Annotated in this window: 26 protein-coding genes; 2 read left to right on the top strand and 24 right to left on the bottom strand. The window is 45.2% G+C overall.

Features of this window, described 5'->3' with window-relative positions; genetic code table 11:
• Positions 1-50: 50 nt before the first annotated feature.
• The 6 genes from HNP76_RS06860 to HNP76_RS06835 all read right to left on the bottom strand — a co-directional run bounded on the left by HNP76_RS06860 (position 51) and on the right by HNP76_RS06835 (position 5166).
• Positions 51-1043: a PLP-dependent cysteine synthase family protein gene (locus tag HNP76_RS06860; protein ID WP_184658860.1), complete on the bottom strand. Its 993-nt coding sequence runs from the start codon at positions 1041-1043 to the stop codon at positions 51-53.
• A 13-nt stretch (positions 1044-1056) separates the two neighbouring features.
• A complete protein-coding gene (locus HNP76_RS06855; RefSeq protein WP_184658858.1) occupies positions 1057-1713 on the bottom strand; it encodes an ABC transporter ATP-binding protein in 657 nt (218 codons plus the stop codon).
• Positions 1710-2921 (bottom strand): ABC transporter permease, encoded by a 1212-nt coding sequence (locus tag HNP76_RS06850; RefSeq protein ID WP_184658856.1) that lies wholly within the window; start codon positions 2919-2921, stop codon positions 1710-1712. Before HNP76_RS06850 ends, HNP76_RS06855 begins: the two co-directional genes overlap by 4 nt.
• Entirely contained in the window at positions 2906-3109 is a 204-nt protein-coding gene (locus HNP76_RS06845) for a DUF4418 family protein (RefSeq protein WP_184658854.1), read from the bottom strand. Before HNP76_RS06845 ends, HNP76_RS06850 begins: the two co-directional genes overlap by 16 nt.
• Positions 3110-3133: 24 nt before the next feature.
• On the bottom strand, positions 3134-4222 hold the full coding sequence (locus HNP76_RS06840) for an ABC transporter substrate-binding protein (RefSeq protein ID WP_184658852.1): 1089 nt from the start codon (positions 4220-4222) through the stop codon (positions 3134-3136).
• Between the two features lie 167 nt (positions 4223-4389).
• The gene (locus tag HNP76_RS06835; RefSeq protein WP_184658850.1) at positions 4390-5166 is read right to left on the bottom strand and encodes an ABC transporter ATP-binding protein; all 777 of its coding nucleotides are present in this window, start codon (positions 5164-5166) and stop codon (positions 4390-4392) included.
• 168 nt (positions 5167-5334) lie between these two features.
• On the opposite strand from HNP76_RS06835, the gene HNP76_RS06830 reads away from it, so the two are divergent.
• Entirely contained in the window at positions 5335-5523 is a 189-nt protein-coding gene (locus HNP76_RS06830) for a hypothetical protein (protein ID WP_206173053.1), read from the top strand.
• A 42-nt stretch (positions 5524-5565) separates the two neighbouring features.
• Positions 5566-7329, top strand: coding sequence for a 1-deoxy-D-xylulose-5-phosphate synthase (locus tag HNP76_RS06825; RefSeq protein WP_184658847.1), 1764 nt, complete (start codon positions 5566-5568; stop codon positions 7327-7329).
• Between the two features lie 180 nt (positions 7330-7509).
• Here HNP76_RS06825 and HNP76_RS06820 read toward each other — a convergent pair whose 3' ends face one another.
• From HNP76_RS06820 to HNP76_RS06735, 18 genes are all read right to left on the bottom strand, one after another.
• Positions 7510-8469, bottom strand: coding sequence for an ABC transporter permease (locus tag HNP76_RS06820; protein ID WP_184658845.1), 960 nt, complete (start codon positions 8467-8469; stop codon positions 7510-7512).
• A gap of 77 nt (positions 8470-8546) precedes the next feature.
• Positions 8547-8930 (bottom strand): NifB/NifX family molybdenum-iron cluster-binding protein, encoded by a 384-nt coding sequence (locus HNP76_RS06815; RefSeq protein ID WP_184658842.1) that lies wholly within the window; start codon positions 8928-8930, stop codon positions 8547-8549.
• A gap of 20 nt (positions 8931-8950) precedes the next feature.
• Positions 8951-10306: a nitrogenase component 1 gene (locus tag HNP76_RS06810; RefSeq protein ID WP_184658840.1), complete on the bottom strand. Its 1356-nt coding sequence runs from the start codon at positions 10304-10306 to the stop codon at positions 8951-8953.
• A complete protein-coding gene (locus HNP76_RS06805) occupies positions 10303-11775 on the bottom strand; it encodes a nitrogenase component 1 (protein WP_184658838.1) in 1473 nt (490 codons plus the stop codon). Before HNP76_RS06805 ends, HNP76_RS06810 begins: the two co-directional genes overlap by 4 nt.
• A 30-nt stretch (positions 11776-11805) precedes the next feature.
• Positions 11806-12897, bottom strand: a complete 1092-nt coding sequence (locus tag HNP76_RS06800; protein WP_184658836.1) for an ABC transporter substrate-binding protein — start codon at positions 12895-12897, stop codon at positions 11806-11808.
• Positions 12898-12935: 38 nt separating this feature from the next.
• Positions 12936-13856, bottom strand: a complete 921-nt coding sequence (locus tag HNP76_RS06795; protein WP_184658834.1) for an ABC transporter permease — start codon at positions 13854-13856, stop codon at positions 12936-12938.
• Complete coding sequence (locus HNP76_RS06790) at positions 13853-14707, bottom strand: ABC transporter ATP-binding protein (protein WP_184658832.1); 855 nt, start codon at positions 14705-14707, stop codon at positions 13853-13855. Before HNP76_RS06790 ends, HNP76_RS06795 begins: the two co-directional genes overlap by 4 nt.
• A 173-nt stretch (positions 14708-14880) precedes the next feature.
• Entirely contained in the window at positions 14881-16239 is a 1359-nt protein-coding gene (locus tag HNP76_RS06785; RefSeq protein WP_184658830.1) for a nitrogenase component 1, read from the bottom strand.
• A gap of 15 nt (positions 16240-16254) precedes the next feature.
• A complete protein-coding gene (locus tag HNP76_RS06780; RefSeq protein ID WP_184658828.1) occupies positions 16255-17712 on the bottom strand; it encodes a nitrogenase component 1 in 1458 nt (485 codons plus the stop codon).
• A gap of 58 nt (positions 17713-17770) precedes the next feature.
• Positions 17771-18886, bottom strand: a complete 1116-nt coding sequence (locus tag HNP76_RS06775) for an ABC transporter substrate-binding protein (protein WP_184658826.1) — start codon at positions 18884-18886, stop codon at positions 17771-17773.
• A gap of 23 nt (positions 18887-18909) precedes the next feature.
• Positions 18910-19548 (bottom strand): shikimate kinase, encoded by a 639-nt coding sequence (locus HNP76_RS06770; RefSeq protein WP_184658824.1) that lies wholly within the window; start codon positions 19546-19548, stop codon positions 18910-18912.
• A 293-nt stretch (positions 19549-19841) separates the two neighbouring features.
• A complete protein-coding gene (locus HNP76_RS06765) occupies positions 19842-20939 on the bottom strand; it encodes an ABC transporter substrate-binding protein (protein ID WP_184658822.1) in 1098 nt (365 codons plus the stop codon).
• A gap of 35 nt (positions 20940-20974) precedes the next feature.
• The gene (locus HNP76_RS06760; protein WP_184658820.1) at positions 20975-21607 is read right to left on the bottom strand and encodes a shikimate kinase; all 633 of its coding nucleotides are present in this window, start codon (positions 21605-21607) and stop codon (positions 20975-20977) included.
• A 29-nt stretch (positions 21608-21636) separates the two neighbouring features.
• The gene (locus tag HNP76_RS06755; protein WP_184658818.1) at positions 21637-22269 is read right to left on the bottom strand and encodes a shikimate kinase; all 633 of its coding nucleotides are present in this window, start codon (positions 22267-22269) and stop codon (positions 21637-21639) included.
• 237 nt (positions 22270-22506) lie between these two features.
• A complete protein-coding gene (locus HNP76_RS06750) occupies positions 22507-23010 on the bottom strand; it encodes a GNAT family N-acetyltransferase (protein WP_184658816.1) in 504 nt (167 codons plus the stop codon).
• 26 nt (positions 23011-23036) lie between these two features.
• Entirely contained in the window at positions 23037-23789 is a 753-nt protein-coding gene (locus tag HNP76_RS06745; RefSeq protein ID WP_184658814.1) for an amino acid ABC transporter ATP-binding protein, read from the bottom strand.
• A gap of 5 nt (positions 23790-23794) precedes the next feature.
• A complete protein-coding gene (locus tag HNP76_RS06740) occupies positions 23795-24457 on the bottom strand; it encodes an ABC transporter permease subunit (protein ID WP_184658812.1) in 663 nt (220 codons plus the stop codon).
• The gene (locus HNP76_RS06735; protein WP_184658810.1) at positions 24454-25164 is read right to left on the bottom strand and encodes an amino acid ABC transporter permease; all 711 of its coding nucleotides are present in this window, start codon (positions 25162-25164) and stop codon (positions 24454-24456) included. Before HNP76_RS06735 ends, HNP76_RS06740 begins: the two co-directional genes overlap by 4 nt.
• Positions 25165-25174: the final 10 nt, after the last annotated feature.

Genomic DNA, 25174 nt, shown 5'->3' with positions numbered 1-25174 from the left:
TAATTATACAGAGTATGCGTATATTTATGCAAGCATAAAGTGAAGTTTTATTAGACTTCAAAGAGGTCTGTGCTCAAATATCTAAGGCCTGTGTCCGGGAATACGACTACGATGTTCTTTCCGGCAAATTCCTCGCGCTGAGCGATTTTTGTTGCTCCCCAGAGGGCGGCACCGCTTGAATTTCCGACGAGAACTCCGTCAGTCTTTGCGACTGTTCTTGCGGCTTCAAAAGCGCCATTTGTGTCAGCGACAAATACCTCATCAAAGATTCCTTCCTTTACCTCGCCGTTTTCCTTGAGGCTCAGAGGAACCCGCTCAAGAGGGACGTCCGTAAAATTATGGATTCCGGTGAGTTTTGTATCACTTGCACCCGGCTCAATGGCAAAGATTTTTACACCCTTGCTCTGCTCATGAATGTAATCCGCAATTCCACGGAGAGTGCCGGCAGTTCCGACGCTGGCAACTACAGCAGACAGGTCGCCCTCTGTGTCTTCCCAGATTTCCCGGCCGGTCGTATCGTGGTGGGCTTTTGGATTGAGGGGATTTACCATCTGGTCAACGAAGTAGATGTCGTCTCCGGCAGCCTGTCTGTCGCGGATATGCTGCTTCAAGATATTTGTAGCGGCAACGAAATCATTGTTTGAGGCTTTGAGGGCATCCTGCAATTCAGGAACCTCACCGATTTTTGTTACATTGGCACCGAATGCCTTCATGACCTGTAATCTTTCCCGGCTGACACCTTCCTGCAGATAAATCTGAACTTTGTAGCCCTTCATTGCACCGATTGCACTGACGGCTATTCCTGTATTTCCGCTGGTGTATTCGATTAAAGTCGTTTTTCCAGGCTGGATTTTTCCGGCTTTTTCAGCATCCTCGATAATGCGCAAAACAATACGGTCCTTGATTGAGCCAATCGGATTAAAATATTCGACCTTTGCAAGCAAGTGAGCCTTCAAGCCCAGTTTCTTTTCGTAGCCCTGCAAGCGGACAAGCGGGGTATGTCCGACCAGTTCTGTAAGCGATTCATGAATTTTCTTCGACATTTTCTATCTCCTTTTATTTTTTCAATAAAAATATATCATCGCAATTTTCAAGGGCTGTCTTGTCGTGGCTCACCAGAATTACGGTTTTGCCCTGATTCGAAAGTGCTTTAAAAATGCGGGTGATTTCTTTTGTCTGTCTTTCGCTGACGGCATCAGTCGGCTCATCAGCGACGATAATTTTCGGGTCATTCATAAGGGCCCTTGCAATCAGAAGCCGCTGATTTTCTCCCCCCGAAAGAAGGGATGGATAGAGCTGCTCCAAATCGGCAATCTCAAAATCAGCAAGAAGTTTTTTTGCTCGCTCTATTATCTGATCTCTTGTAAGCTTTGATTTTTTGGAAAGAAGGGCCGGAAGCGCGACATTATCCAGCACGGTCAGGTTTTCCAGAAAGCTCTGTTCCTGAGAGACAAATCCAATATTTGCATTTCGGAAGGAAGAGATTTCCTTATCCGAAAGAGAAAAGATGTCTTTTCCGTCGATAAAAACCTTGCCGGAAGAAGGCCTCTGAAGTCCTGTTATAATAGAAAGAAGTGTGCTCTTTCCTGCTCCTGATTCACCTGAAATGCCGAGGAAAGTTCCGTCTTTAACGGTCAGGGAAAAATCTGAAAAGACGGCCTTGCTTCCCCGGGGAGTCGGAAAACTTTTATACAGGTTCTTAACTTCAATCATTTTACATCTCCGTAAGGCTCAATTTTTGACACACGAAGGGCTCCCCTTAAAGAGGCAAGCAGGCAGGAAAGAAGAGTCACCACAAAAACCCCGGCCGCGAAAGCCAGAATATAACCAGGACCGCTCATGGCAAAAGGAAGGGCAATCTTCTGGGAAATCAGGGCATTGAAGGGAATTATCACCAGGGCCGAAAGTCCTGTTCCAAAAAGACTGCCGCCGGCTCCCAGAATCAAGGCCTCGTAAAAAAGGACTGAACGAAGGCTTGACCTGTCCGCTCCAAGCACCCGGAGAATCGAAAATTCCCGCCTACGCTCGTTAATCGTAATCGTAAAGACAAGTGAAAGCGAAAGGGTCGTAATCAGAAGGACGAGAATCGAAATCGAATACAAGAATACCGAAATCGAAGAAAGCCTTTCAGAAAAATTGCGGATGAATTTTTCTCCAACAATGACCTGAACCTCTGGCAGGATTTTTTTAATCCTCAAGGAAGTGGCATCCGGGCTGGCTCCCTCTGAAAGCCTGACCAGCACCGTGCTGACCTTGTTTTTTGTGTCACCGTCGGAAATAAAGCCGAATCCGCGCGAGCTTGCATCCTCAAAAATGTTATCGAGGCTTGCAAAATCGCAGAAAATCACATTGTCCATTCCGCTTCCGCTTTTTGAAAGGCGGGCAGAAATCTTGTGCTCCCTTCCGAAGAATTTTACGCTTCCCTTTTCTACGCTCACGTTGCTTCCTGAAAGAAGGAATTCTCCATTTGAGTCAGTTTTTATCCGGCTTCTTGACCAGTTCTGAACGATAAAATCGCTTTCCCGGTCAAAACCGATAATCTGAATCGGAAAATCACAGCAGCTTTCAGAAAGGCTTGTAAGGTAAAACTGGGCGCTCGCCTTTTCAACTCCCTCAACCGAGCGAACCGCATCAAGGACAGAAGAGTCCATGTAAAAGTAATTTGGTTCGCCGGAAAGAAGGATATTCTCTGCCCCCCTCTCATAGCCTTTTGGAACTACGAGCAGATCTGCGCCCATTCTTGAGCGGAGCCCGGCAATTCCAGCTTTAAGGCTTTGAGAGAAAAGAAGGGAAGCGAACAGGACGGCGGAGGAAAGAGCGACCAAGCCGGCCATTAAAACCGTTCTGTAGGCTTTCTTCGAAAGATTTGAAAGTGCGAGCGATTTTTCAACCGCTGACTTTGAGCTCAGCGTTTTTTCCATAAAGTTACCAGCTGAAATGCAGAAATAAGGAAAATCAGGATTCCGAAGACCAGAACCGTCGGGGCAGTTACTGCATGACAGTGCATTTTTGGCATCGTGCAGACTTTTGCGAATGTGTAGGGTGCGATTCCAACCAGAAGTCCCAGAAGAGCCGTTACAGCTGAAAGTACGATGTTCAAATTTTTCATTTTTTTAACTCCCATTTTTTTAATTTACAGCGAAGTGAAATCTTTTCTTTCACCGTTGATTTCCCTGTAAGTTTTTGTCGCCTTGTCGTAAGAGTAGCCGTCCGGAACTCCGAAAAGCTCGATGTAGCTCTGGGCTATGTATTTTTCGATGTCGGTCGTCTTTTTTAAGATTCCGGCCTCCTGAAGCTGGCGGGCAGCCTTGTCGAATGTTTTTTTACCCAGAGAGCGGCTTGGGATGAAGTTCAATTCCTCAAGAAGCTCAGCGTTGAAGTCCAAATCACCTGCCACGAGGTTGTTTTCAATCTGCAGCTGGGCGGCAAGTCTTGGCTCGGCTTCAACGAAAGCACTGGCTTTCTGCAGGGCCCTTGTTACGGCAGCGGCTCCCTCAGGATTTTCGCGGAGCAGCTTGTGGGTTACGAACTGCTGGCAGCAATATTCGTTTACGAATTTTTCATCTATTCCAGTGTCGAGGATTTTGCGGAAGTTGTAGGCACGCTCGCCTTTTGTTGCGACCGGGTCATGGGCTCCGATTACATCGACGGCACCGTTGTTCAATGCGATTGCAAGGTCAGCTGAAGCATAGGCCAGGAATTCGACTTCGTTATTTTCAGCCGTAACTCCGATTCCCTCGTCCATGAGCTTTCGCTTGAGGTTCATTACGCTTGAATCAGCCAGTCCCGGAACTCCGATTTTCTTTCCGCGAAGGTCTTTTGCTGAATAAATGTCTGAGTCAGAGCGGACATAATATTTTGTACAGCCTACATGGATTCCAGAAGTGTAGGCAATCGGAAGACCGTTTTCGATTGCCTGCATTTGGGTTGCGTACAAGCCATAACCCGCATCGACTTTGCCAGAAGCAATCATTTCGGCCAGTGTGGCTCCACCCTCAACAACCTGAACATACTCAGCTTTCTGTCCGATTGCGGCAAGTTCCTCTTCAAAAAGCCCCATTTTCATTGCGACGTGAACCGGAGCGGCACAAAGAGTTCCTGTCTGGAAGTTGATGCGGACAACCTTCTGGGCAGAATCCGAAGAAGCAGCCTGTTTTTTGTTGCAGGCGGTGAATGAGAGGAAAGACACAAGTGCCATTCCCATTAAAAGTGATTTTTTCATTTTTACCTCCAAAATATTGTATTTTTTATTTCATGGCTTAGGGATGCGTAAGGCGCGAAGCGTTCCAGAGCGACCGCAGGGAGCGGCGGAATGAAGCGCAAGCGGAACCTGGAGCAGCCCGCCCCGCCTGTTCCCTGAGCGTAGTCGAAGGGCAGGCGGGGAAGCCCCTAAATCGTGTATTCCACCTCTTGAACTTTGCCCGCATAGTCCAGAATTTCCAGAATCTGAGTGCGGTACTTCAAGAAGACGTCCTGGCCACGGGCACGCGGATGACCAAGCTCAATCTTTATGATTTTTTCGACTTTGCTTGGACGGGCCGACATAATCACAACATAGTCGCTCAGATAAACCGCCTCATCGACATCGTGCGTGACCATCACCATCGTGGTGTCGTGCTCTTTTTTTAGCCGCAAGATTTCGTCCTGCATGGTCATTCGGGTAAAGGCATCGAGGGCGCCAAGGGGCTCGTCAAGAAGGAGAATCTTGGGATGACCGACGAGTGCCCTCGCAAGAGAGGCCCTCTGGTTCATGCCGCCCGAAAGCTGGTGGGGATAGGACTTTTCAAAGCCCTTGAGTCCGACAAGATTTATGAACTCATCGACATCAGCCTTGCGGTTTTTGTAGATATGGCGGGCCCTAAGGCCGAATGCCACGTTGTCCCGGATTGTAAGCCAGGGAAAGAGATTGGCCTGCTGAAAGGCAAAGCCCCGGTCGCTACCCGGTTTTGTGATTTTTGTGCCGTCTACGCTAACCTGGCCTGCCGTGGGACTTTCAAGCCCTGCGATACAGCGGAGAAGAGTGGTCTTTCCGCAGCCCGAAGGTCCGATCAGCGAGACAAAAGAGCCCGCCGGAATCGTAAAATCCACGCCGTTCAAAGCCGTGACCTGAGAACTTCCGTCCGAGAAGATTTTTGTGACTTTACTGATATTAATTTCGCCTGCCATTGAAGCCCCTTTATTTTTACCTATCTTCCTAGTAGGTTATTAGTTTTTAAGAACCTTGTCAAGTTAAATTTTTCATGAGAACAAAATATGACAAGAAATAAGCAAAAAAAAACAAGTAAATTAGTGAGGGATATGCTAAGATTCAGAAAAGAACGGAGGTTTAGTAAGATGGTTGACGTAAAAGGTCGCTGGGCTTTTATTACCGGAGCAAGCCGCGGAATTGTTGTGGGAGCATTTGTCGATGATAAAAAATCCGGCCGATGCTTTGGTACGGCTGAATTTTACGGAATGTGTCTTGAAGAAGCTGTCGCCCACGCAGAAAAAGACATTCCAAAATATCTCGGCTCACTTGACTGATTTTAAGGGGCATGTCCCCTACACTATTTTTTAGGAGAAAACATGAATTACAAACTTTTGAACAATATTAAAAGCCCTGCGGACTTAAAAAAGCTTTCCCTTGAGGAAATGAATAAGCTTTCAGCAGAAGTCCGCGAGGCACTTTTTAACAGGCTTACAAAAATCGGCGGTCACTTTGGCCCGAATTTCGGCATGGTTGAAATGACCATTGCCCTTCACTATGTTTTTGACTCACCGAAAGACCAGATTGTTTTTGACGTTGCCCACCAGACCTATACCCACAAAATGCTCACGGGGCGCGCTCAGGCTTACACTGATGACGAACACTTCCGTGATGTATGCGGCTTTACCAACCCGGTCGAGTCAGAGCACGACATGTTCTACATCGGCCACACATCAACTTCGATCAGCCTTGCGACAGGTCTTGCAAAGGGGCGTGATCTGGCTGGCGGCAAGGGAAACGTGATTGCGGTAATCGGTGACGGTTCCTTGAGCGGCGGAGAGGCTCTTGAGGGACTGGATTATGCAGGTGAGATGAAGTCAAACCTCATCATCATAGTTAACGACAACGAGCAGTCTATTGCAGAAAACCACGGCGGCCTCTACAAAAATCTTGCAGAACTCCGTGCAAGCGGCGGAAAGTGCCAGACAAACCTTTTCAGGGCAATGGGACTTGATTACCGCTATCTTGAAGAGGGCAACGATATTGCAAGCCTCATCAAGGCATTCAAGGAAATCAAGGACATCGACCACCCGACAGTCCTTCACATCCACACTTTAAAGGGCAAGGGCTATCCTCTCGCAGAAAAAAACAAGGAAAACTGGCACTGGGCAGCCCCTTTTGACCGCGAGACAGGCGAAAGAAAATTCAAGGGAAGTGGCGAATCTTACAATTCAATTTTCGCTGACTACATGCTCGAAAAAATCAAGAAGGATAATAAGGTCGTTGTCGTGACGGCGGCTGTTCCTGGAGCTGTTGGACTTACACAGGATGTCCGCGAAAAAATGGGCGATAATTATGTCGATGTTGGAATTGCCGAAGAGCAGGCAACTGCAATGTGCTCGGGAATTGCCAAAAACGGCGGAAAACCAGTCTTTGTTACGAACGCGACATTTGCCCAGAGAATTTACGATCAGGTTACACAGGATGTGAGCCTCAACAAGAGCGCGGTGACAATTCAGCTTCATTCGACTTCGATTTTTGGAATGGGAGACGCAACCCACATCGGAATTTCGGCGATTGGCATTTTCGCAAACATTCCGGGCCTGACATATCTCTGCCCGACAAACAAGGAAGAATATCTTGCCATGCTTGAATGGAGCCTTGAACAGAAGGAAAGGCCGGTTATCATTGCAGTTCCATGCGACGGAGTGAACAAGGCCCAATATCCTGTCGAAAAGGACTTCGGAAAGATCAAGTATCAGACTTGTGAAAAAGGCGAAAGGCTTGCAATCCTTGCTTTGGGAGACTTTTTCAGCATCGGAAAGAAAGCCAGTGACTATGCCTCAGAAAAGCTGGGCAAAAAAGTCACTCTGGTAAACCCAAGATTCGCTTCGGGCGTGGACACAAAGCTTTTGGACCAGCTTTGCAAAAATCACGATGTATTTGTAACTCTCGAAGACGGAATTGTTGAGGGTGGATTCGGTCAGAAAATCGCATCGTATCTCGGCCGCAAGAATGTCAAAGTCCTGAATTACGGCTTTGAAAAGAAATTCTACGACGGGATTCCGGCTCAAAAGGCTCTGGAAGAAGCAAGAATCACTCCAGAACTGATTTGGGAAGATATTTTGTCAATTCAAAAGTAATTTTCGTGACGGTTCCCTCCCGCGGCTCAAGCATAGCTTTCGCCGAGACTCGCTCAAAACTTGTGAAACAAGTTTTGACGGCTTCGCCGTCGCTCCCTACCGCGCTCGAAGCATAGCTTCGAACGAGACTCTCTAAAAACTCACCTCGTGAGTTTTTGCCCTGCTTCGCAGTGCCGTTCGCTACCACTTAATCAGCCCTTTCTGCCAGCCTAGGACTCGTTGGCGGACTTTGAAGAGGGCGGTGATGATTACGGTACAGAAGACGGCTATCATGATGAGGCCTGCGTAGACTCCTGAGTAGAGCATCATGGCCTTCTGGTAGCTGATGTACCAGCCGATTCCGTATTTGGCACCGAACATTTCTGCTGTCATAAGCGCGATGAAGGCGGCACAGATTCCGTTGAAAACGCCTTGAAAGATGTTTGGCAGGGCTGCAGGGACTGCAATCCTGAAAATCTGGAAGAAAGTTCCGGCTCCCAGCGTGCGGCCGACTTCAAAGTAGACCTTGCTGGTGTTCTGGATTCCTGAGCTTGTCATAAGCTGAACCGGGAACCAGACTGCAAGGGCGATGATAAAAATGCTTGCCCCCAGGGGAGTCGGGAAAGTCGTCAAAACAAGTGGAATCCATGCCGTAGCCGGAATCGGACCAATCAGTTTGATGTAGGGGTTAATCCAGTAATAGACTTTTTTTGAAAAGCCCAGGCACACACCGGTGATAAATCCCGCAATCGTGCCCCAGATTACTCCCAGAATCAAAAGCCTGAACGAAAATCCGATACATTTCAGTAAAAGCCCTGTCTGCTCCACAAAAACCGCAAGAATATTGTCAAAAGTTGGAAAGAAAATCACAGGAAGCAGGGCAAGTTTTGCGGTCACGAGATTCAATGCAGAAAGCAAAACTCCAGCCCCAAAAAAGAAAGCCCCCTTCTCCACCAGAGCTTCACGTATTTTCGCAATACAGAAAGACAAAGCAAAAAAGGCAAGCGTGACTGAAAGCAATATATATAGAAGAAAGTTGTAATAATGCCTGCCCGCCGCCGGATGAAGAGGACTGTCGGGGAAAATTGTTTGCACCAGAAGCGCAAAAAGCACTCCCAGCGCAGGAAAAGCACGATAAAGAACGTTTTTTAAATTCTGCATTTTTACCTCTTATAACCTATTAACTAACTAGGTATAATATATAAATTATTACCTACTAAGTCAATAGTTAAATAAGGCTAAAAAATGTGGCTTTCCCTTTTTTTGTGTGAGATATAATAGTCGTTCAGTTTTGAAACGGCTTCTTCTATCTCAAAGGGGGCTTCGAGACAGTTAACCTTGTTTTCCTGAAGCAGGCGGTGGGGCTTGGGTCCGATTTTAGCAACAAGGAAATAGGTGCAGTCGCTTACAGTCTGGCCGACTTTTACCGCAAAGTTACTTCCGCAGGAGCAGCCGCTTTCACATTCCTCCTTTTCGGGGTCGCGGGTGATTTTCCGCTCTTCCAGAAAAGAATAGCTTCCGTCGCTCTCGTTCACCTCGTAAACTGAAACTGATTCAATTTCACCGAAGTGAAGGTTTACGTTCTTTTTGTCAGAAGTTCCGATTGCAATTTTGTATGCCATAAATCCTCCGTTGTGCTTCTTTAGAGAACCTGAACGTTCTTGTCGATTGTTCCGTGCTTGAAGATGCCCGAATAAATTTCTTCGGTGAGTTTTAAGCCGCCCGTGTAACCTGTGAAAGTTTTGTTCAGAATTACGTCGTCCACAATCGGCATGCTCAGGTGAATCAGCATATTGTTGTTCTTCTGGGCAACGATTTTTTCCCAGGTGCTTCCGAAAATCACGGCTCTTTTTGAAGTGCCAATCAGTTCGAAAAGTTTCTGCTGGATTTTTCCGCCGTCACTTTCAAAATAAACCACTTCCCTGATTTCTTTGCCCAGAGTTTCGATTGTCTCAAGAATTTTTTCCTTTATTGTGTCTGTTGGCGGCACGTCAGTGATGAAAATTCCTTTTGGCTGAAGTCCAAGCTCGTTCACAAGATAATCCGAAACGCCGATTGCATATTCAGAATCAGCAACGAGATACAAATCGTTCGGGATATTGCTCCTGAAATCCGACATGAAGTCAGCAAGGCCCACGATGTAGCTGTAGAATTTTTCTTCTTCCTTTTTGATTACGGCCGTAACTTTTTCAAGGTCAAGGTTTGCGAAGGCCGTAAGTTTTTTGAGGAAGAGACTTGTCGCTTTTCCGCCCACAGGAAGATACGGGAAGTGGAAAAAAGGCGTTCCGTATTTTTTCTTCAAGAGCTCCACGGTTTTGAGTCCTATCCATGGTGAAAGGAGGATGTTGAATTCTGCGTTGGGGATGTTCTGCCACTCAAAGATGCCTGCACTTTCATATCCGAAGAGAATGTTCACCTTAAGGCCGATTGAAGTCAGAATCCGCTTGATTTCCTCAAGGTCTCCCCGCCAGAAAGGATCCTGATTTGGAACGACAGAAAAGACATTCACCAGTCCTTTCTGAACTTTTGGAGTCACGTTTCCAACGAACTGCTCGATAATCGAATTGACCACAAGCTCGTGTCCCTGATAGTTGTTGCCGGTAAAGCCGGAAGTTTCCGCACCCACGACAGGCCTTCCTTCCTCGCGGAATTCATTTGCAATTGAAACGATGTCGTCGCCGATGATTCCCGAAGTACAGCCCGAAAGAAGGACAAATAAATCCGCATCCAGAACCTTGAAAGCATTTTCCGTAAGAGTGCGAAGCTTGTTTTCTCCGCCAAAAACGACTTCCTTAGTGCCTGTATTGGTGCTTGAAATCTGTCCGCCGCCGCCAAAGCCTTCTCCCTGATTTCCCGCACACTGGGAAAGAGTCAGAAATGTTTTTGAAGCACAGCCCGGACCCGCGTGAACGATTGGCAATGCTCTCGGGATTGCAAGGACTGTAGTCTGGGCCGCAAGGGCACATGAAAATCTTGGTTGTTCAATCAATTTGCTCATTTTGTTTCCGCCTTTTTGTCAAAATAGAATGGGTCTTTCTGGTTAATCCACCATGAACTGTAAGGGAACTTCACATGCTCCGAAATCGTCTTGAAGAATTTATTTGAGTTCAAGGCGTCGATGATTCTTGCTCCCAGATTTACAGAACCGTCGTAGCAGCTCAAAACGTTGATGTCGTTTGCGCGGATTGAAGGGATTCCGAGTTTTGTTCCGATTGTGGCGATTGAGTCGTGCCGTGTAATCAGGATATCCGGCTTGAGTTCGCTAAAGATTTTGTACATGATGAAAGGCTGTTTGTTACAGACCGAGAAACGCTCGACATCGCCCGTGTATTTTATCATTTCACCAAGAGTGTCCAGGGACGGATTTTTTGTGTCCGTGGTCTGGTCGTGGTGAAGTGTCGTAACACCAACGACTTCCATTCCGTATTCGCGGACCATGTTTGTAAGATAGTGGGCGAAAGAATCTCCTGAATAAACGTAGGCTCTTTTTCCCTTAAGGATTTTTCTGTAACCTTCGATAATCGGCTTGATTCTCTCGTTTTCTTCTTTTATAAGTTTTTCTGCAAGTTCAGTGCGGTTTGTAAGTTTTGCAAGCTCGCGGAACCAGCGGTCAGTCCATTCAATTCCATAAGGTGAAGAAACTTTGAGCTGGGGAACGCCGTAATTCTGCTCAAGGGCCGCCGCTCCATAAGTTCCCAGTGACTCACAGATTGAAATTGTGCAGGCAGCCTCAGACATTATTGCAAGCTGGTCTACGCTGGAGTTCGGAACAATAAGGTTCGGACGAAGATTGATTCTCTTGAACAAAGCCGTGTAAGCGTCCTGCCCCGCAAAGTTTATGATGTTGACCAGATCTTCCTGTTTTTTGGTCGGTTTCTTTACGATTTTGCGCAAGATTCCATGGAAAACAGCATCGAAGCCGCTCGTCCAGGTCTTTGATTTGAAGCCTTCGCAGTAAATCGGCACAATCGGGATTCCAAGCTCGCTTTCCGCCTCGTCAACGACGCTTTCAATGTCATCACCGATAATTCCTGCTGCACAGGAAGAGTGAATCAGAATCGCCTTGGGATGGAAGCGGTCATAAGCTTCACGAACTGCCGCTTTCAGGATTTTGACTCCGCCGTAGACAGTTGAATCGATTCCGATGTTGGTGGAAATGACCTGAATTTTCGGTGCTTCGATTCCACGAACTTTGCTTGAAGCTTCAACGCGCTCGTAGATTGAAACAGGCGAAAGACAGCCCAAAGGTGAATGAACGACGATTGCCGCATCACGAATCATGTAGGAAAGGACTTCCGCACAGCCCTGTGAACAGTCGCTGCACTGAGAGTAGATTCGCTCGTCATCCTTTACGGCCCGTTTGCTCGAATCTTTTTGCAATGTGCTGGCTCTTCCGTGAAAAGCAAGCACCGCACCGAGACGATTGTCTCTTGTTTCGACTTCTGACTTTACAATATCAATTGCCATTTTAGTACCTCCAGTTTTATTTGAATCAGGCTAGATTTCTTTGTAATCAAAGCCAGGGAATTTGTTGTCGTTTTCAAGGAAATAGGTCCACATGTCCCGATAGAAATTGTCTTCCGGAAATTCCTGGATTATCTCTTTCAGTGCACTTGCATAAAGGTCGATGTCAAAGAATTCCTCCAGCTTGGCATTGGTCTCAATGTAGTTCCAGTTGGCAAGAATCTCGTAAATAGAAAGCACGCCGTTGTAATTGGGATCAGGATTGTATGAGCGGTCGCCATTTGTCTCCTTTTCGTAGATGTAGCGGGTAATATAGTCAACATTCTCGCCTGTGAGCCGGGCAAGGCTTTTTACAGATTCTTCAGGATTCGTAATATAATCCTTGTAGGCACGAATCTGACCTTTGAGGTAAGCCTTGTATGCATCCTTGTTTTTTGAGAATGACGGTCCATAAGCGTACTGACGGCAGCAGACATAATCTTTCTGAAGGTGAGTAAGATGGAAGACATGCTCAAGACCGATTGAGCAGGCCGCCTCCAGATATTCAGAAGAAATAAGGCCGATATCAAGAGTTCCTTTCGCAACTGCCGAAGAAATTGCAGGATAGCCGTCGATGATTCTGTAGTTTATGTCCTCGCCGACCTTGTAGCCGTAGTCATTTCCCAGAGCAGCCTTTGAAATCATTTCTGCCGTGGAAAGATGGATGACTCCGATTGTCTTTCCCTTCCAGTTTTTTGGATCGCGAAGGAATTCTGCCTCATCTTTTCGGGCAACGACTTCCATTCCGCCGGAAAGGGTTCCTGCAAAAATCGTGATATCCGCACCTTGTGCCCCGTAACTGATTGGCGGAATAACCTGCTGATAAGCCGCATCAAGCTTTCCGGCCACAAGAGCTTCCGGAGTTCCAATCATTTCAAGCGTGGTGTAATTCGGCTTGAAACGATAGGCTTCAAAATAGCCCTTTTCCTGGGCAATTTGAATCAGGGGATTGACGACTTTGTTTGCCGTTACAGCGATGTTGAAAGAATAATATTCTTCCGCAGCCTTTTTCCCATTGCAGGAAGAAAGGCCAAGCGCCAAGACGAGAGCCGTCCCAACCATCATGAATTTTGTCTGTTTTTTCATAATGTACCTCTTCTATTTTTATTTTTTTAATTTCTAATTTAGTAATTCCACTTTATGTAATGCTTTTTTGTAACATCAATGAGCGAATTCAACACCGTAACCACAAGTCCAATGAATATGATTCCTGCTATTGCCTTTGTGTAGTTGGCAAAATTCAGTGAGAATCGGACATAGTAGCCCATGCCGCTGTCAGCACCAAGCATTTCAGCCACCGTAAGCGTCATGAGAGCCGTAGCGAGCTGAATTGGAAGTGCGTTTATAAGACGCGGCATGTTGAATGGAATGATGATTTTGAACAGAATCGTGGGCGTGGAAAGATTTAAAATCTTTGCGGCATTGATGATTTTCTGCTCAACGAAAGCCGTGTTGTTGATTGAGCCCATGAATCCGCCCCAGAAATTGCTGAGAAAAATTACGCAGAGAGATGCCATGCGGAAAGTGGGCACGATAAGCACAATGTAAGGCGTGTAAATAAGTGCCGGAACCGTGGAAATCGCCTTGGCAATTGGGTAAATGGCCTTTGTGAGCCTGTCATTCCAGCCGACGAGAGTTCCCAGAATTGTTGAGGAAGCTCCGGCCAAAACCATACCGATGACAATCAAAATCATTGAATTTACAAAGCCTGTCAGAATCACCTTCCAGTCAGAAAGAAAGACATAGAAGACATTTTCCGGAGCAGGAATAAATATGTATGGAAGAAGATTGAGGCGAGACACACAGAATTCCCAAATCAGCAGGAAAATAAAGACGAAAGTCGTGATGTCAAGAGAAGACTGGCGTTTTTTGATTTTTGTAAGTCCCAGATGAAATCCCAGCTCAATGAGCACAAGCACAATTCCAAAAACAAGGGGAGATTTTAGGCCTGAGCGCATTTCTGAAGCATATTTACTCGGAAGAAGAAAACACAAAAGGATAAGCAGAAAAAGTAAATTTGGAAGGTTAAAGATTCTTTTTTTCATATTACCACCTCATTGTCGTTTACAAAACTCGTGACTTCGTTATAGAACAGATGATTGAGTTTTTTGCTCAATCTTTTGTATTCCGGGCTCTCATACACCGCTTCCCTGACCCTTGGACGTGGAATGTCCACGTCAATAACTGAATGAATTCTGAGCGGCATCATGAACACGATTTTATCTGCCAGCAGGATTGCCTCGTTCAAATCGTGGGTTACGAATACAACCGTCTTTTTCTTTTCATCCTCGCGCCAGAGTTTAAGAAGCAGAGCCTGCAGATTCTCGCGGATTTTTGCATCCAAAGCTCCGAAGGGTTCGTCCATCAGAAGGATTTCCGGATTGCAGGCCATAGCCCTGGCGATTGCAACACGCTGCTGCATTCCGCCTGAAAGCTCACCGGGAAGCTTGTCCTCGTAGCGGTTGAGCTCGACTTTTTTAAGGAAGTCGTCGGCGATTTCATCAGCTGCCTTGTGTGAAATTTTTTCGCCCTTCTTTTTCCTTGTTTCATAGACGGCGAAAGAAACATTTTCCCGGGCAGTCATCCATGGAAAAAGCGAATAATTCTGGAATACCACGGCTCTCTCCACGCCGGGGCCAGAAATATTCCTGCCGTTGATTTTGACAGTGCCGCTGGTAGCCTTGTTCAGTCCCTCAAGAACCGAAAGCAAGGTGCTTTTTCCACAGCCACTCTGCCCTACGATACAGATAAACTCTCCTTTTTTGATGTCCAGATTGATGTCTTTCAGAGCCTCGTAAATTGAATTTTCAGATTCATATACGAGCCCCAGATTTTTGATTTCAATCGCAACTTCATCAGTTTTTTCAGAATCAAAAGGAACGATATATTCAGTCATGAACCCTCCTATAATGCCGGCAAGAAAGCTATAACCTACCAACATGGTATGTTATATAGGAATTACAAAATCTTGTGAAATATAAATTTTTTATTAAGGCTATAGTTTTTTTTGATATGTAAAAAAAGGCTGCCCTTTTTGAAGGCAGCCTGAAAGAATTGACAAAATGAAGCTTATGAACCAAGTTTTTCCTGGAAAGTTTGGCCCGTAATTGTTTTTCCCTCAAACATAGTGTTGTAAATGTCTTCCATGAGGCGAAGTCCACCCTGATAACCAACATAAGTTTTAGAAAGGATTAGCTGCTGGTTTATAGGTGCACTTGAATACAGGAAAATATTTCCAGTTTTCTTTGTATATGCCCTTTCCCAGTCACTTCCGAACACAACCGCACGGCCAGACTTCTTCAATTCAGGTTCGATTGCGAATTTAATTTTTTCAGAATCGGGCTCAAATACAAGCGTATCTTTATGTTCAGGGAATTCCGCCTCAAAAACGCGCCTTACAAAGCCTTCATTTTTCTGATTCGGATTGTCAGTCACAAAAACGCCTTTCGGAACATAACCGACTTCTTCCTCGAGGAATTTTGTGATTCCAATGGAAGAAAGGCTGTCACCAGTCACGTACAATTCATAGGGCAGGTTAATTAGAAGCGTCGCAAAGAAATCTGCCGTGCCGACAAAGTAGTCATAGAAAATTTTTTCCTCACGCTCAATGACTGACTCAACAAATTCTTTTTTTAGTCCTGCAAACTTTCCTACTTCCCGCAAAAAACGGCTGCTTTCATTACCGCCCACAGGCAGAACCGGATAATGAAGGTATGGAGTGCCGTATTTCTTTTTAAGATGCTCCACGACATCAAGCCCGACCCAGGGGGAAACAAGCAGATTGAATTCAGCGTTCGGAATATTTTTCCATTCAGAGACACCGGCACTGCTCGTGCCAAAAAGAATGTTTACTTTAAGGCCCAGTTTTTCAATCAATTCTTTTAATGCCGCAAGGTCGCCACGCCAGAAAGGATTTTGAGCCGGAACGTCTGCAAATACATTCACAAGACCTTTTTCAACGGCAGGGCGAACGTCACCGACGAACTGATCGATTATTGCTTTTTCGACAATTTCATGACCAACATAACTTGTGCCCTTAAATCCCGAAGTCTCTGCACCGACAACAGGAAGCCCCTGCTCTGCAAATGATTTTGCCACGCTTGCAGTGTTGTCACCGATGATGCCCGCCGTACAACCGGAAAGAAGAACGAATAAATCTCCCTTCATTACTTTGAGCGCGCCCTCAACTTCGCTCCGCAATTTTTTTTCACCGCCAAAAACAACGTTGCTTTCGTCAGTATTTGTGGACGGAACCTGGTTTCCGCCTGCATAACATTCCCCCTGATAGCCGGAAGTCGCAAATTCATGAACAACTCCAGAACATCCAGGTCCTGAATGAACGACAGGGATTGCCCTTGGAATTGCAAGGACTGTATTTTGTGCCCCAAGCGCACAGGTGAATCTTGGTTGTGAAATTTCTCCATTCATAAATTTTTCTCCTAATTATTTTTCTACAAAGGTGAATGGATCTGTGTCTTCACTCATCCACCAGTCTGAATATGGAAGGACTGTATGCTTTGCAAAATTCTTATACAGCTTTTTTGACTGCATTGAACGCTTGATGCGTCGCCCCAGGTCAAGGATTCCGTCATATCCAACGGCCTTATCCGAGTCATTTTCCATGATTGCAGGAATTCCCAGCTTAAAGCCAAGAACCGCAAGCCCCGGATGGCGAACAAGCAGAAAATCCGGTTTTAATTGTTTGAGGAATTTGACGACCTGATAGGGCTGTTTATTACAAATCGAAACATTGGGCACGTTTCCGACGGCCTGTACGAGATATTTCGCTGTGTTTACTTCCGGATTATCATATTTTTTATCGTGGTGAAAAGTCGTGATGCCGATAACTTCAAGTCCCAAATCGTGAGCGACACTGGCAAGATTATGAGCAAAAGCATCGCCTGCAAAGACATAGACCTTTTTTCCCTTGAAGAATTCCCTTAGAGAATCCAGTTCCGGTTTAATTCGCTCATGCTCGCTCCTGATTGCAGCCTCAACGATTGAGTGTCTGTTTGTAAGGGCTGCCACAGCACGAAGCCAGCGGTCAGTCCACTGCAAGCCATAGGGAGAAGGGGCTTTTACCTGTGGAACGCCGTATAATTCTTCAAGCTTGTCGCTCATGAATGTAGCAAGGGTCTCACAAATTGAAGATGAACAGGCAGCTTCGGTCATTTCTGCAAGTTCTTCTGTGGTACGGGTCTCAATCAAATAGTTTGGACGAAGCCCGATGGTCTTTAAAAGCGGGGAAAATGAATCAATTCCGTTAAAATTGAAAATATTGACCAGGTCTTCCTGCTTCTTTTTGGGTGGTTTTACGGCAGCATTGAGAACCGCATTAAAAGAAGCATCAAAACCTGTTGACCAGATTCGAGACTTAAAGCCTTCACATTCAACGGCAAAGACAGGGATTCCCAATTCGTCCGTCATTTCCTCTGCAAGCGACTGCACGTCATCTCCGATAATGCCTGACGCACAGGAAGTTGTAATATAGATGACTTTTGGATTATATCGTTTGTATGCTTCATCGACGGCATGGCGCAATTTGTTTATGCCGCCATAAATTGTGTCCGATTCCTGAATATTTGTACAAATTCCATGATGATGGAAGTCCCGGTTTCCGCGCATCTGAGCAACATTCGTATTGGTAAAATAGTTTGCAGAAATTCCGGCATAGCAGCCAATTGGAGAATGGGATACAACAGCTGCATCCAATACGGAATATACCTGCATGATGGCACAGCCCTGCTGACAGTTCCCACACTGACTGAAATTAAAGCGGCCAATCTTAAGTTCATTTTTTTCTGAGCCTTCCACAAGACCTTTTGCATCTCCATGATAGGTCAGAATTGTTTGCAGTCGTTTTTCACGAATCTCAACTCTTTTTTGTAGTCCTTTACTCATTTTTGTACCTCATTTTATTAGTTTGTCAATTATTTTTTCCGTATGAAGATGCAGATAATCAGATTGAAAATCTAGTTGAAAAGTCAGGGTATTGATTATTATTCGCTTCAAAATATGTCCACATATCCTTATAAAAATTTTCATCCGGGTACTCGCTGATTACTTCTTTTAATGCCTGAGCATATAAGGAGATATCAAAAAATTCCTCGAGCTTCCTTAATGACTTTCCCTCATCTGCCTGAAGGTACCCCTGCCCCAGCATAGTCGTAAATACTTCAAGGGTTCCGTTGTAATTGGGATCCGGATTATATGTCATGTTCTGGCTTCCTTCACTGTCATACATATATTCGCGGACAAAATCAAAATCCTGACGTGAAGCGCGGACGATTGCATTTATAGCCTTCTCTTCATCGGTCTTGTAGACTTTAAATGCCCGGATCTGCCCCTTAAGGTAGGCGATATAAGCGTCTCTGTCAGAACGAATTTTTGGTCCATTTGCGGTCTGACGACAGCAAACATAATCTTCCTTTAGAGTTGTCTGCGGAAAAAGGTAAACCAGTCCCTGAGATATACAGCTGTCCACAAAAAATGAATCTACGATTGCAATATCTGTCGTTCCGTTCAATGTGGCGGCGATAATTGCTTCGCATGAGTCAAAGAGCTTCCAGTGAACATCTTTTTCCAATTCCCACCCCTTATTTAAAAAATATCCCTTTGTAATAAATTCATCAGTTGAGAAAATTCGGTCTGCGATTGTCAGCCCGCGCCAGTTGTCAGTATTTGTCAGGTCAACTTTTGCAGCAACTTTTTTGTTTGCAAGAATCGCTTCACCGCCAGTAATTGTTCCTGCAAAAAGCGTCAAATCAGCTCCTTGAGCGGCCTGTGCCAGTTCGGGAATGATTTCAACGTACAGGGTGTCAGTTTTTCCGACCTGAAGGGCCTCGAATTCTGCGGAACGGTCAAAGCGGTCGAATTTCAGGCTCAATCCATATTCCTTAAAATATCCTTCCTCATCAGCAAGCTGAATCAGGGGATTTACATAGGGATCTCCCATATCGACGCCGACACTCAATGAATATTTGCCGGCAACCTTCTTTTCATTACATGACAAAAAGAGAGCGCTTAGACAAGCTAATACAACACAAGCAGTTTTTTTAAAATTTGATTTTTTCATAGTTTTTCCTCTTTTAAGTTTTATTAAACGACCTTTCGTTCCTTTGATTCATCCCAAATAATGCTCTTGTAAAGCAAGTCAAGATTTTCAGAAACCGGAGCGTCTTTTGGACGCACTATCACGTCTGCAAATTTCTCATAGCGTTTTAAAGTCGGAAGTTCGCTTTTCAGATAGCTTTTACGCAAGTCTTCTTCCGTCTCGACCTTATCGTTTACGGCATAGTCATATAAATTTGCGAATTTGCCATAGGAAAACAGCAGAGGATTCTTTTTGCTTTCATCTTTCGCACCTTCTGTTGCTTCCTCAATTATTCTTTTTGCGCCAATCTCCAGATCGCCGTCGAGCCAATAAAACGTACCAATTTGGCTCAGGACACGGTAACCGTCTTCATTTCCTGAAAATCCGCTGCCAGTCGAAATTACAGCGGAGAGTTTCTTTTCATTTTTAAACCGCTCGACCAAAAGACGGCCTACTCCAGCTTCCGCAAAATTATAGCCTTCCTGACCACCATAAAAATAAAACTTTGTAATATGAATTCCGCAAATCCTTGAAACTTCCTGATCAGTGTCAATGAAGGGAACTCCAAGTTTTTCGGCCAGTGCCTTGCCAAGCGTTGTTTTGCCTACATGCTGCGCGCCTATCAAAATAATGCAGGGTTTCATTTTGACCTCCTCGTGTAGAAAGTGAATTTATCAAATTCAACCTACTGACACGCTATGTTATACAAAAAGAAAAGAATCGTGTGAAATACAAATTTTCTATAAAAGTTAAAGATTTTAGCTATTTATATATATTTTCTATATCAGAAATAAGATTTTCTTATATCGTTTGCGTGATTTTAAAACAAAAAAGCTTTCCTTCATTCCACAAAACCTGTGAGCATAAAGGAAAGCTCTCTGTTTTTTATACAGCCGGTCGTATTTTTTCTTCTTTATCCCATCTACCGTCCTATTGGTTAAAGTGTTTTGGGATACAGTTTTTCAAAATCAGGATATGTATTATTGTGGTTCACAAAATAAGTCCACATGTCCTTATAAAATTGATCCCCAGGATTTTCAGCAATGACTGCCTTAAGGGCATCTGCATATATCGAGATGTCAAAATAATCTGCGAACGGACGGGCATTTTCCCGTTCAATGAAGCCAAGCTCCAGCAGTACGTCATATTGTGGAGCACATCCGTTATAGTATGGATCCGGAATGAAGGTAATGTGGCCTGTACCGTCCGGATCATAAATATGCTCATAAACCCACTGGTCATCCTGACTTGTTACTTTTTTTATTACTTTGACAGTTCCCTTTTCGTTGGTGTTGAAGTATTTCCATGAATAAATCAGGCCTTTTGTCCAATTTACAAATGACGCACGGTCAGCCCTCAATTTTGCTCCGTTTGCTGTCTGGCGGCAGCAGGCAAAATCCGGTGAAAGGTCAACGAGCTCACCAATCTGAACAAGACCTGAAGCTTCCGCAACTTCTCTTAAAGCATAATAGGGTGAAATTATATCTACATCTCCATGCTTGCAGGCGGCAATTATTGCCTCATCATTTTCAAAATACTTATAGGTCACTTCATCGTAACCGATTCCATATTTTTCTTTGAGAGAGGAACGGATTACACACTCGTCTGTAGCACCTGCAAATACACCGATAGTTTTTCCCTTCCAGGTTGCCGGATTTTTTGCTTCTTCTGCGACGCTTTTGTTTGCAAAGAGCAAAAGTCCACCACCCATGGTTCCCGCAAATATGACGATATCGCTGCCATTTCCACCGGCGATTATTGACTGCTGCAGGGCGTTCAGCCTTCCGTCACTCTTTCCTGCCAAAACAGACTCCAGTCCGGTTGTATATTCCAGAACCGGATAGACTCCATGCTCTTCAGCGATTCCGCCTTCTGCGTTTAGGTGAAGGATAGGCGAATAATTTGAGCTTAAAAGAAGGGTCAGATTCAGGACGGGAAGATTTTTGGCATTTTTTTTAGCGCAGGAGCCCAGTAACACTGTCACCGCAAGAGTTACGCTCAAAAATCCAAGTTTAATTATGTTTGTTTTTTTCATGTCTTTTCCTCTTTTTTCAATTCTGAGTTAATTTTTCAGCTTGCCGTACGCTCACTTTTGTCATCCCAGACAATGCTGTCATAAAGAAGCTGGACATTTTCTTCAACAGAGGCGTCTTTAGGGCGGACAATGACATCTGCGAGTTTTTCAAATTCTTTCAGAGACGGAATCGTAACCCTGAGATAACTCTGGCGAATATCCTCAAAAGTTTCGACTTTATCATCAAGGTGATATGAATACAAATTATAGAATTTGCCATAGGTCATTAAGTGGGGATTCTTTTTGCTTTCGTCTGTAGTAGCTTCCTCGACAATTCTCTGAGCACCCAAATTGATGTCGCCGTCGAGCCAGTAAAGGGAACCGATTTTACGGAGCTCCTCAATGCCCGTTTCGTCCTGGAAAAACCAGCTTCCTGTTGAAATGACTGCCGAAATAGGCTTGCTTCCACTCAGTTTTTCAACAAGGATTTTACTGGCCTCAGTTTCAGCCCAATTGTAGCCGTCCTTTGCTCCCCGCTCATATGTAAACACGGTAATGTGCTTGCCAAAAGTTTTTGTTACAATCTGGTCCGTGTCATAAAAAGGAACGCCCAGTTTTTCAGCAAGTCCTTTTCCAAGAGTTGTCTTTCCGACATGCTGTGCTCCCATCAATACAATGCAAGGTTTCATATATTTTCCTCCAATTTTTTTAATCTGATTTATACTGCTTTTTGATAGTCAGGCTTTACATCCTCATCCCAGACAATGCTGTCATAAAGAAGCTGAACATTTTCTTCAACCGAAGCATCCCCTGGACGAACGACCACATCCGCAAGGCTTTCATATACTCCCAGTGAAGGAAGCGTCAATTCCAGGTGGTGCTTACGGATATCCTCAAGTTTTTCTACTTTTGGAACTGAAAAATACACATTGTAGAATTTTCCATTCTTCATAAGGTAGGGATTTATTTTTGCAGGATCAGTAGTTGCTTCTTCCATGAGGCGCTGGGCACCAAGTTCTATGTCACCGTCAATCCAATACAAACTTCCGATTTTACGGAGTTCAGCGATTCCCGTGTCGTCCGCCCAAAAGCCACTTCCGGTCGAAATTACGGCAGAAATCGGGGCAGAATTTTTGTATTCCGCTACCAGACGCTTGCACATTTCTGTTTCAGCCCAACTGTAGCTTTCATAACCACCTTCCGCGAAAAAAACACAAATATGCTTCTGAAAGGTTTTTGTAACCATCTGGTCAGTGTCATAAAATGGAACTCCCAGTTTTTCAGCAAGACCTTTACCGAGCGCCGTCTTTCCGACATGCTGTGCTCCCATCAATACAATGCAAGGTTTCATATATACACCTCCGTATAAATTTTAGATTACGCTATTTATACAGAATGTTGACAGGTGTGACAAATACAAATTTCCTATATAAGATATAATTAAAAAATATGTATACAAAAATCTTATTACTGCTATTGAGAAAAAATATTGGCAGAGATATGAAATATATTTTATAAGTATAGCTGGTAAATTTTTACCGGGAAGGGCAGCAGGTTATCTGACCTCTTCTAAATCTGCTGCTTTTCCTTAAAAAATCAGCCGCATCTGGAGCCAGACCACGCCGCCGTGGGTGGAATCCGAGACGCCCTCGCTCACAAAGCCGAATTTCTCGTAGAATGTGCGGAGTTTTTTCTTACAGGTAAGCACGATTCCTTTCCTGCCCTGGTCTTTTGCGTCAGAAATGACCTGCTCCATTACTTTGGAAGCAAAGCCCCTGTGCTGGAAGGCAGGATTTGTGTCCACGCCAAAAATCATCTGCCAGTCGCCCTTTTCTTCGTGGAGCAAAGGATTGTCGTACATTTCGTCCGTCAAATCTTTCCGGCTTGTGACAAGGCCGTTGATGAAGGAAATCAGTTCCCTTTCATTTCCAGTCTCGTCACATTCAAACAGGAGCCAGAAGTGATTTGGAAAGACTTTAAGCCGTCTTTCAATTGATTGCCGGCCTGCAGCCTCAGCTGGTGGAAAGCAGAGGGATTCAACCTCGCTCAGTTTTTCAAGGTCATTTAGACTCGCGTGTCGGATTTTTGTCATACAGCTTTCCTTGCAGGTATTGTGTCCTAAATAATGTAGTCAGAAGGCGGCAATATTCGCTTTAAAAACTGCTTTGTCCGCTCTTCCTTGGGGTGATAAAAAATATCGTTTGGAGAACCTTCCTCAACGACGTAGCCCCCGTCCATGAATACGACTTTATCGGCCACCTCTTCGGCAAAGCTCATCTCGTGAGTCACGACAATCATCGTATGGCCTTCCTTTGCAACCTGCTTTATAAGGGCAAGGGTTTCGCCGACAAGTTCAGGGTCCAGGGCACTGGTAGGCTCGTCAAACAGAATCACCTCAGCGTCCTGAGCCACAGCCCGGGCTATTCCCACACGCTGCTGCTGGCCTCCTGAAAGCTGGCTTGGATAGTAATCTTCTTTGTCGGAAAGGCCGACTTTTTTAAGTTCCAGTTTTGCCCGCTCAATCGCCTGAGCCTTTGGAACTCCGTGGCCCGTGACCAGAGCCTCAACAATATTTTCAAGTGCGGTCTTGTTCGCAAAGAGATTGTAATTCTGAAAGACCATTGAAGTTTTTCTTCTGACGTTAAGGACGTCCTTTTTCTTTGCGGCGTGCAGGTCCACCGAAATGTCTCCGATTGAAAGAGTGCCCTTGTCTGCCCTCTCCAAAAAATTTATCGAGCGCAAAAGGGTTGTCTTTCCGCTGCCGCTTGGGCCCAAAATGACGACGACATTTCCGTCTTCAACCGTAAGGGAAACATCATGCAGCACTTCAAGATGGCCAAAAGATTTTTTCACATGCTCAAGTTTTATCATTTTCCTCACCTTTTTTTCGACAGATGCTTTTCCAGGCGAACCAGGAAGAATTCAACGACCGCGTTTACAGCCCAATAGATAATCGCCGCCGCCACATAGCCTTCAACGTAGCTGTAAGTGTCCGCACAGGGAATCGTGGAACCGTTCAGCACGTCCACCACGCCAAGGACAAGGACAATCGAAGTGTTTTTGATTGAACCCAGCGTGTTGTTCGTAAGATTCGGCAGGGCAACAGGAATCATCTGGGGAATTATGATTTTTTTAAGTGCCTGAAAAGTCGAAAGTCCGCAGCTGTAGGCCGCCTCGTACTGACCTTTTGGAATGGCCAGAAAAGCTCCGCGAATCGTCTCACTCAGAATGATTGTCCTGCTCAGCGTAAATGTAAAATAAGCCAGCAGCATGGTTCCGTTTTTGCCGGGCTTAAAGCAGCTCAGGTAAATCAAGTGAAAAATCAAAAGCGTAACCATGAGCGGAATGCCTGAATAGACTGCGACGAAAACTTTAAACACTTTCTCAACAACCGGAACCTTGAAAATCCTGGCTACCGCAATCAAAGTTCCAAGGACAAGGCCCAGAGCCAGCGGGATCAGGGCAAGTTTGAGGGTGACGGGAATAAAAACCACGCCCGAAAGAAGGCACTTCCAGAGATACTCAAAACTGAATTTCATACTGCCCCCATCCTTACAGGCTTCGCACCGAAAGTCAGCTTTTTGTCGATTTTTGTGGTGATTGCCGTGAGTACAAAATTAATCAGCACAAAAATCACCGCGATAATCACGTAGCTTTCAAGGCTGTGGCCTGTTGTGGCTCCAAGCGCGCTGGCTCTTCCGATAATGTCAATCACGCCAATCATAAAGACCAGCGAAGTTTCCTGAAAAAGACCAATCAGAGTAAGTCCGGTTGAAGGAAGGGCAACCCGCACAGCCTGGGGAAGAACAATCCTGACAAAGGCGTTGAATTCAGAAAATCCGCAGGCAATGGCCGCTTCCCTCTGACCTTTTGGAATCGAAAGAATGGCACCACGGAAAATCTCGCCCAAAAAGACTCCCTGATTTAAAATCAAGGCCAGGTCAACGAAAATGATTTTTTCCCACCTGCGTGAATCAATTCCGAAAAAAGTCTTGAGCACGATTGGAAGTGCGTAATAAACCACCAGCATCTGAACCAGAAGGGGCGTTCCCCGCTCAAAGGAAATGAATACCGTCAGAATCTGATTGAGAACCGGAATTTTTTTGATTCTGGCAGTCGCAATCAGAAGGGCAAGGAGAAAGCCCAAAGTGAAGGCAACCGCCACAATCTCAAAAGTAATCGGAAGCTTTACAATCAGAATCGGAAAATTCTGAATCAGCCTTTGCCAAGAAAATAAATCCGCCATAAGCTAAGCC

Source organism: Treponema ruminis (assembly GCF_014201975.1).
Taxonomy (GTDB): Bacteria; Spirochaetota; Spirochaetia; order Treponematales; family Treponemataceae; genus Treponema_D; species Treponema_D ruminis.
The sequence above is the reverse complement of the archived record's forward strand: the minus strand, read 5'-3'. Positions and strand labels throughout refer to the sequence as shown.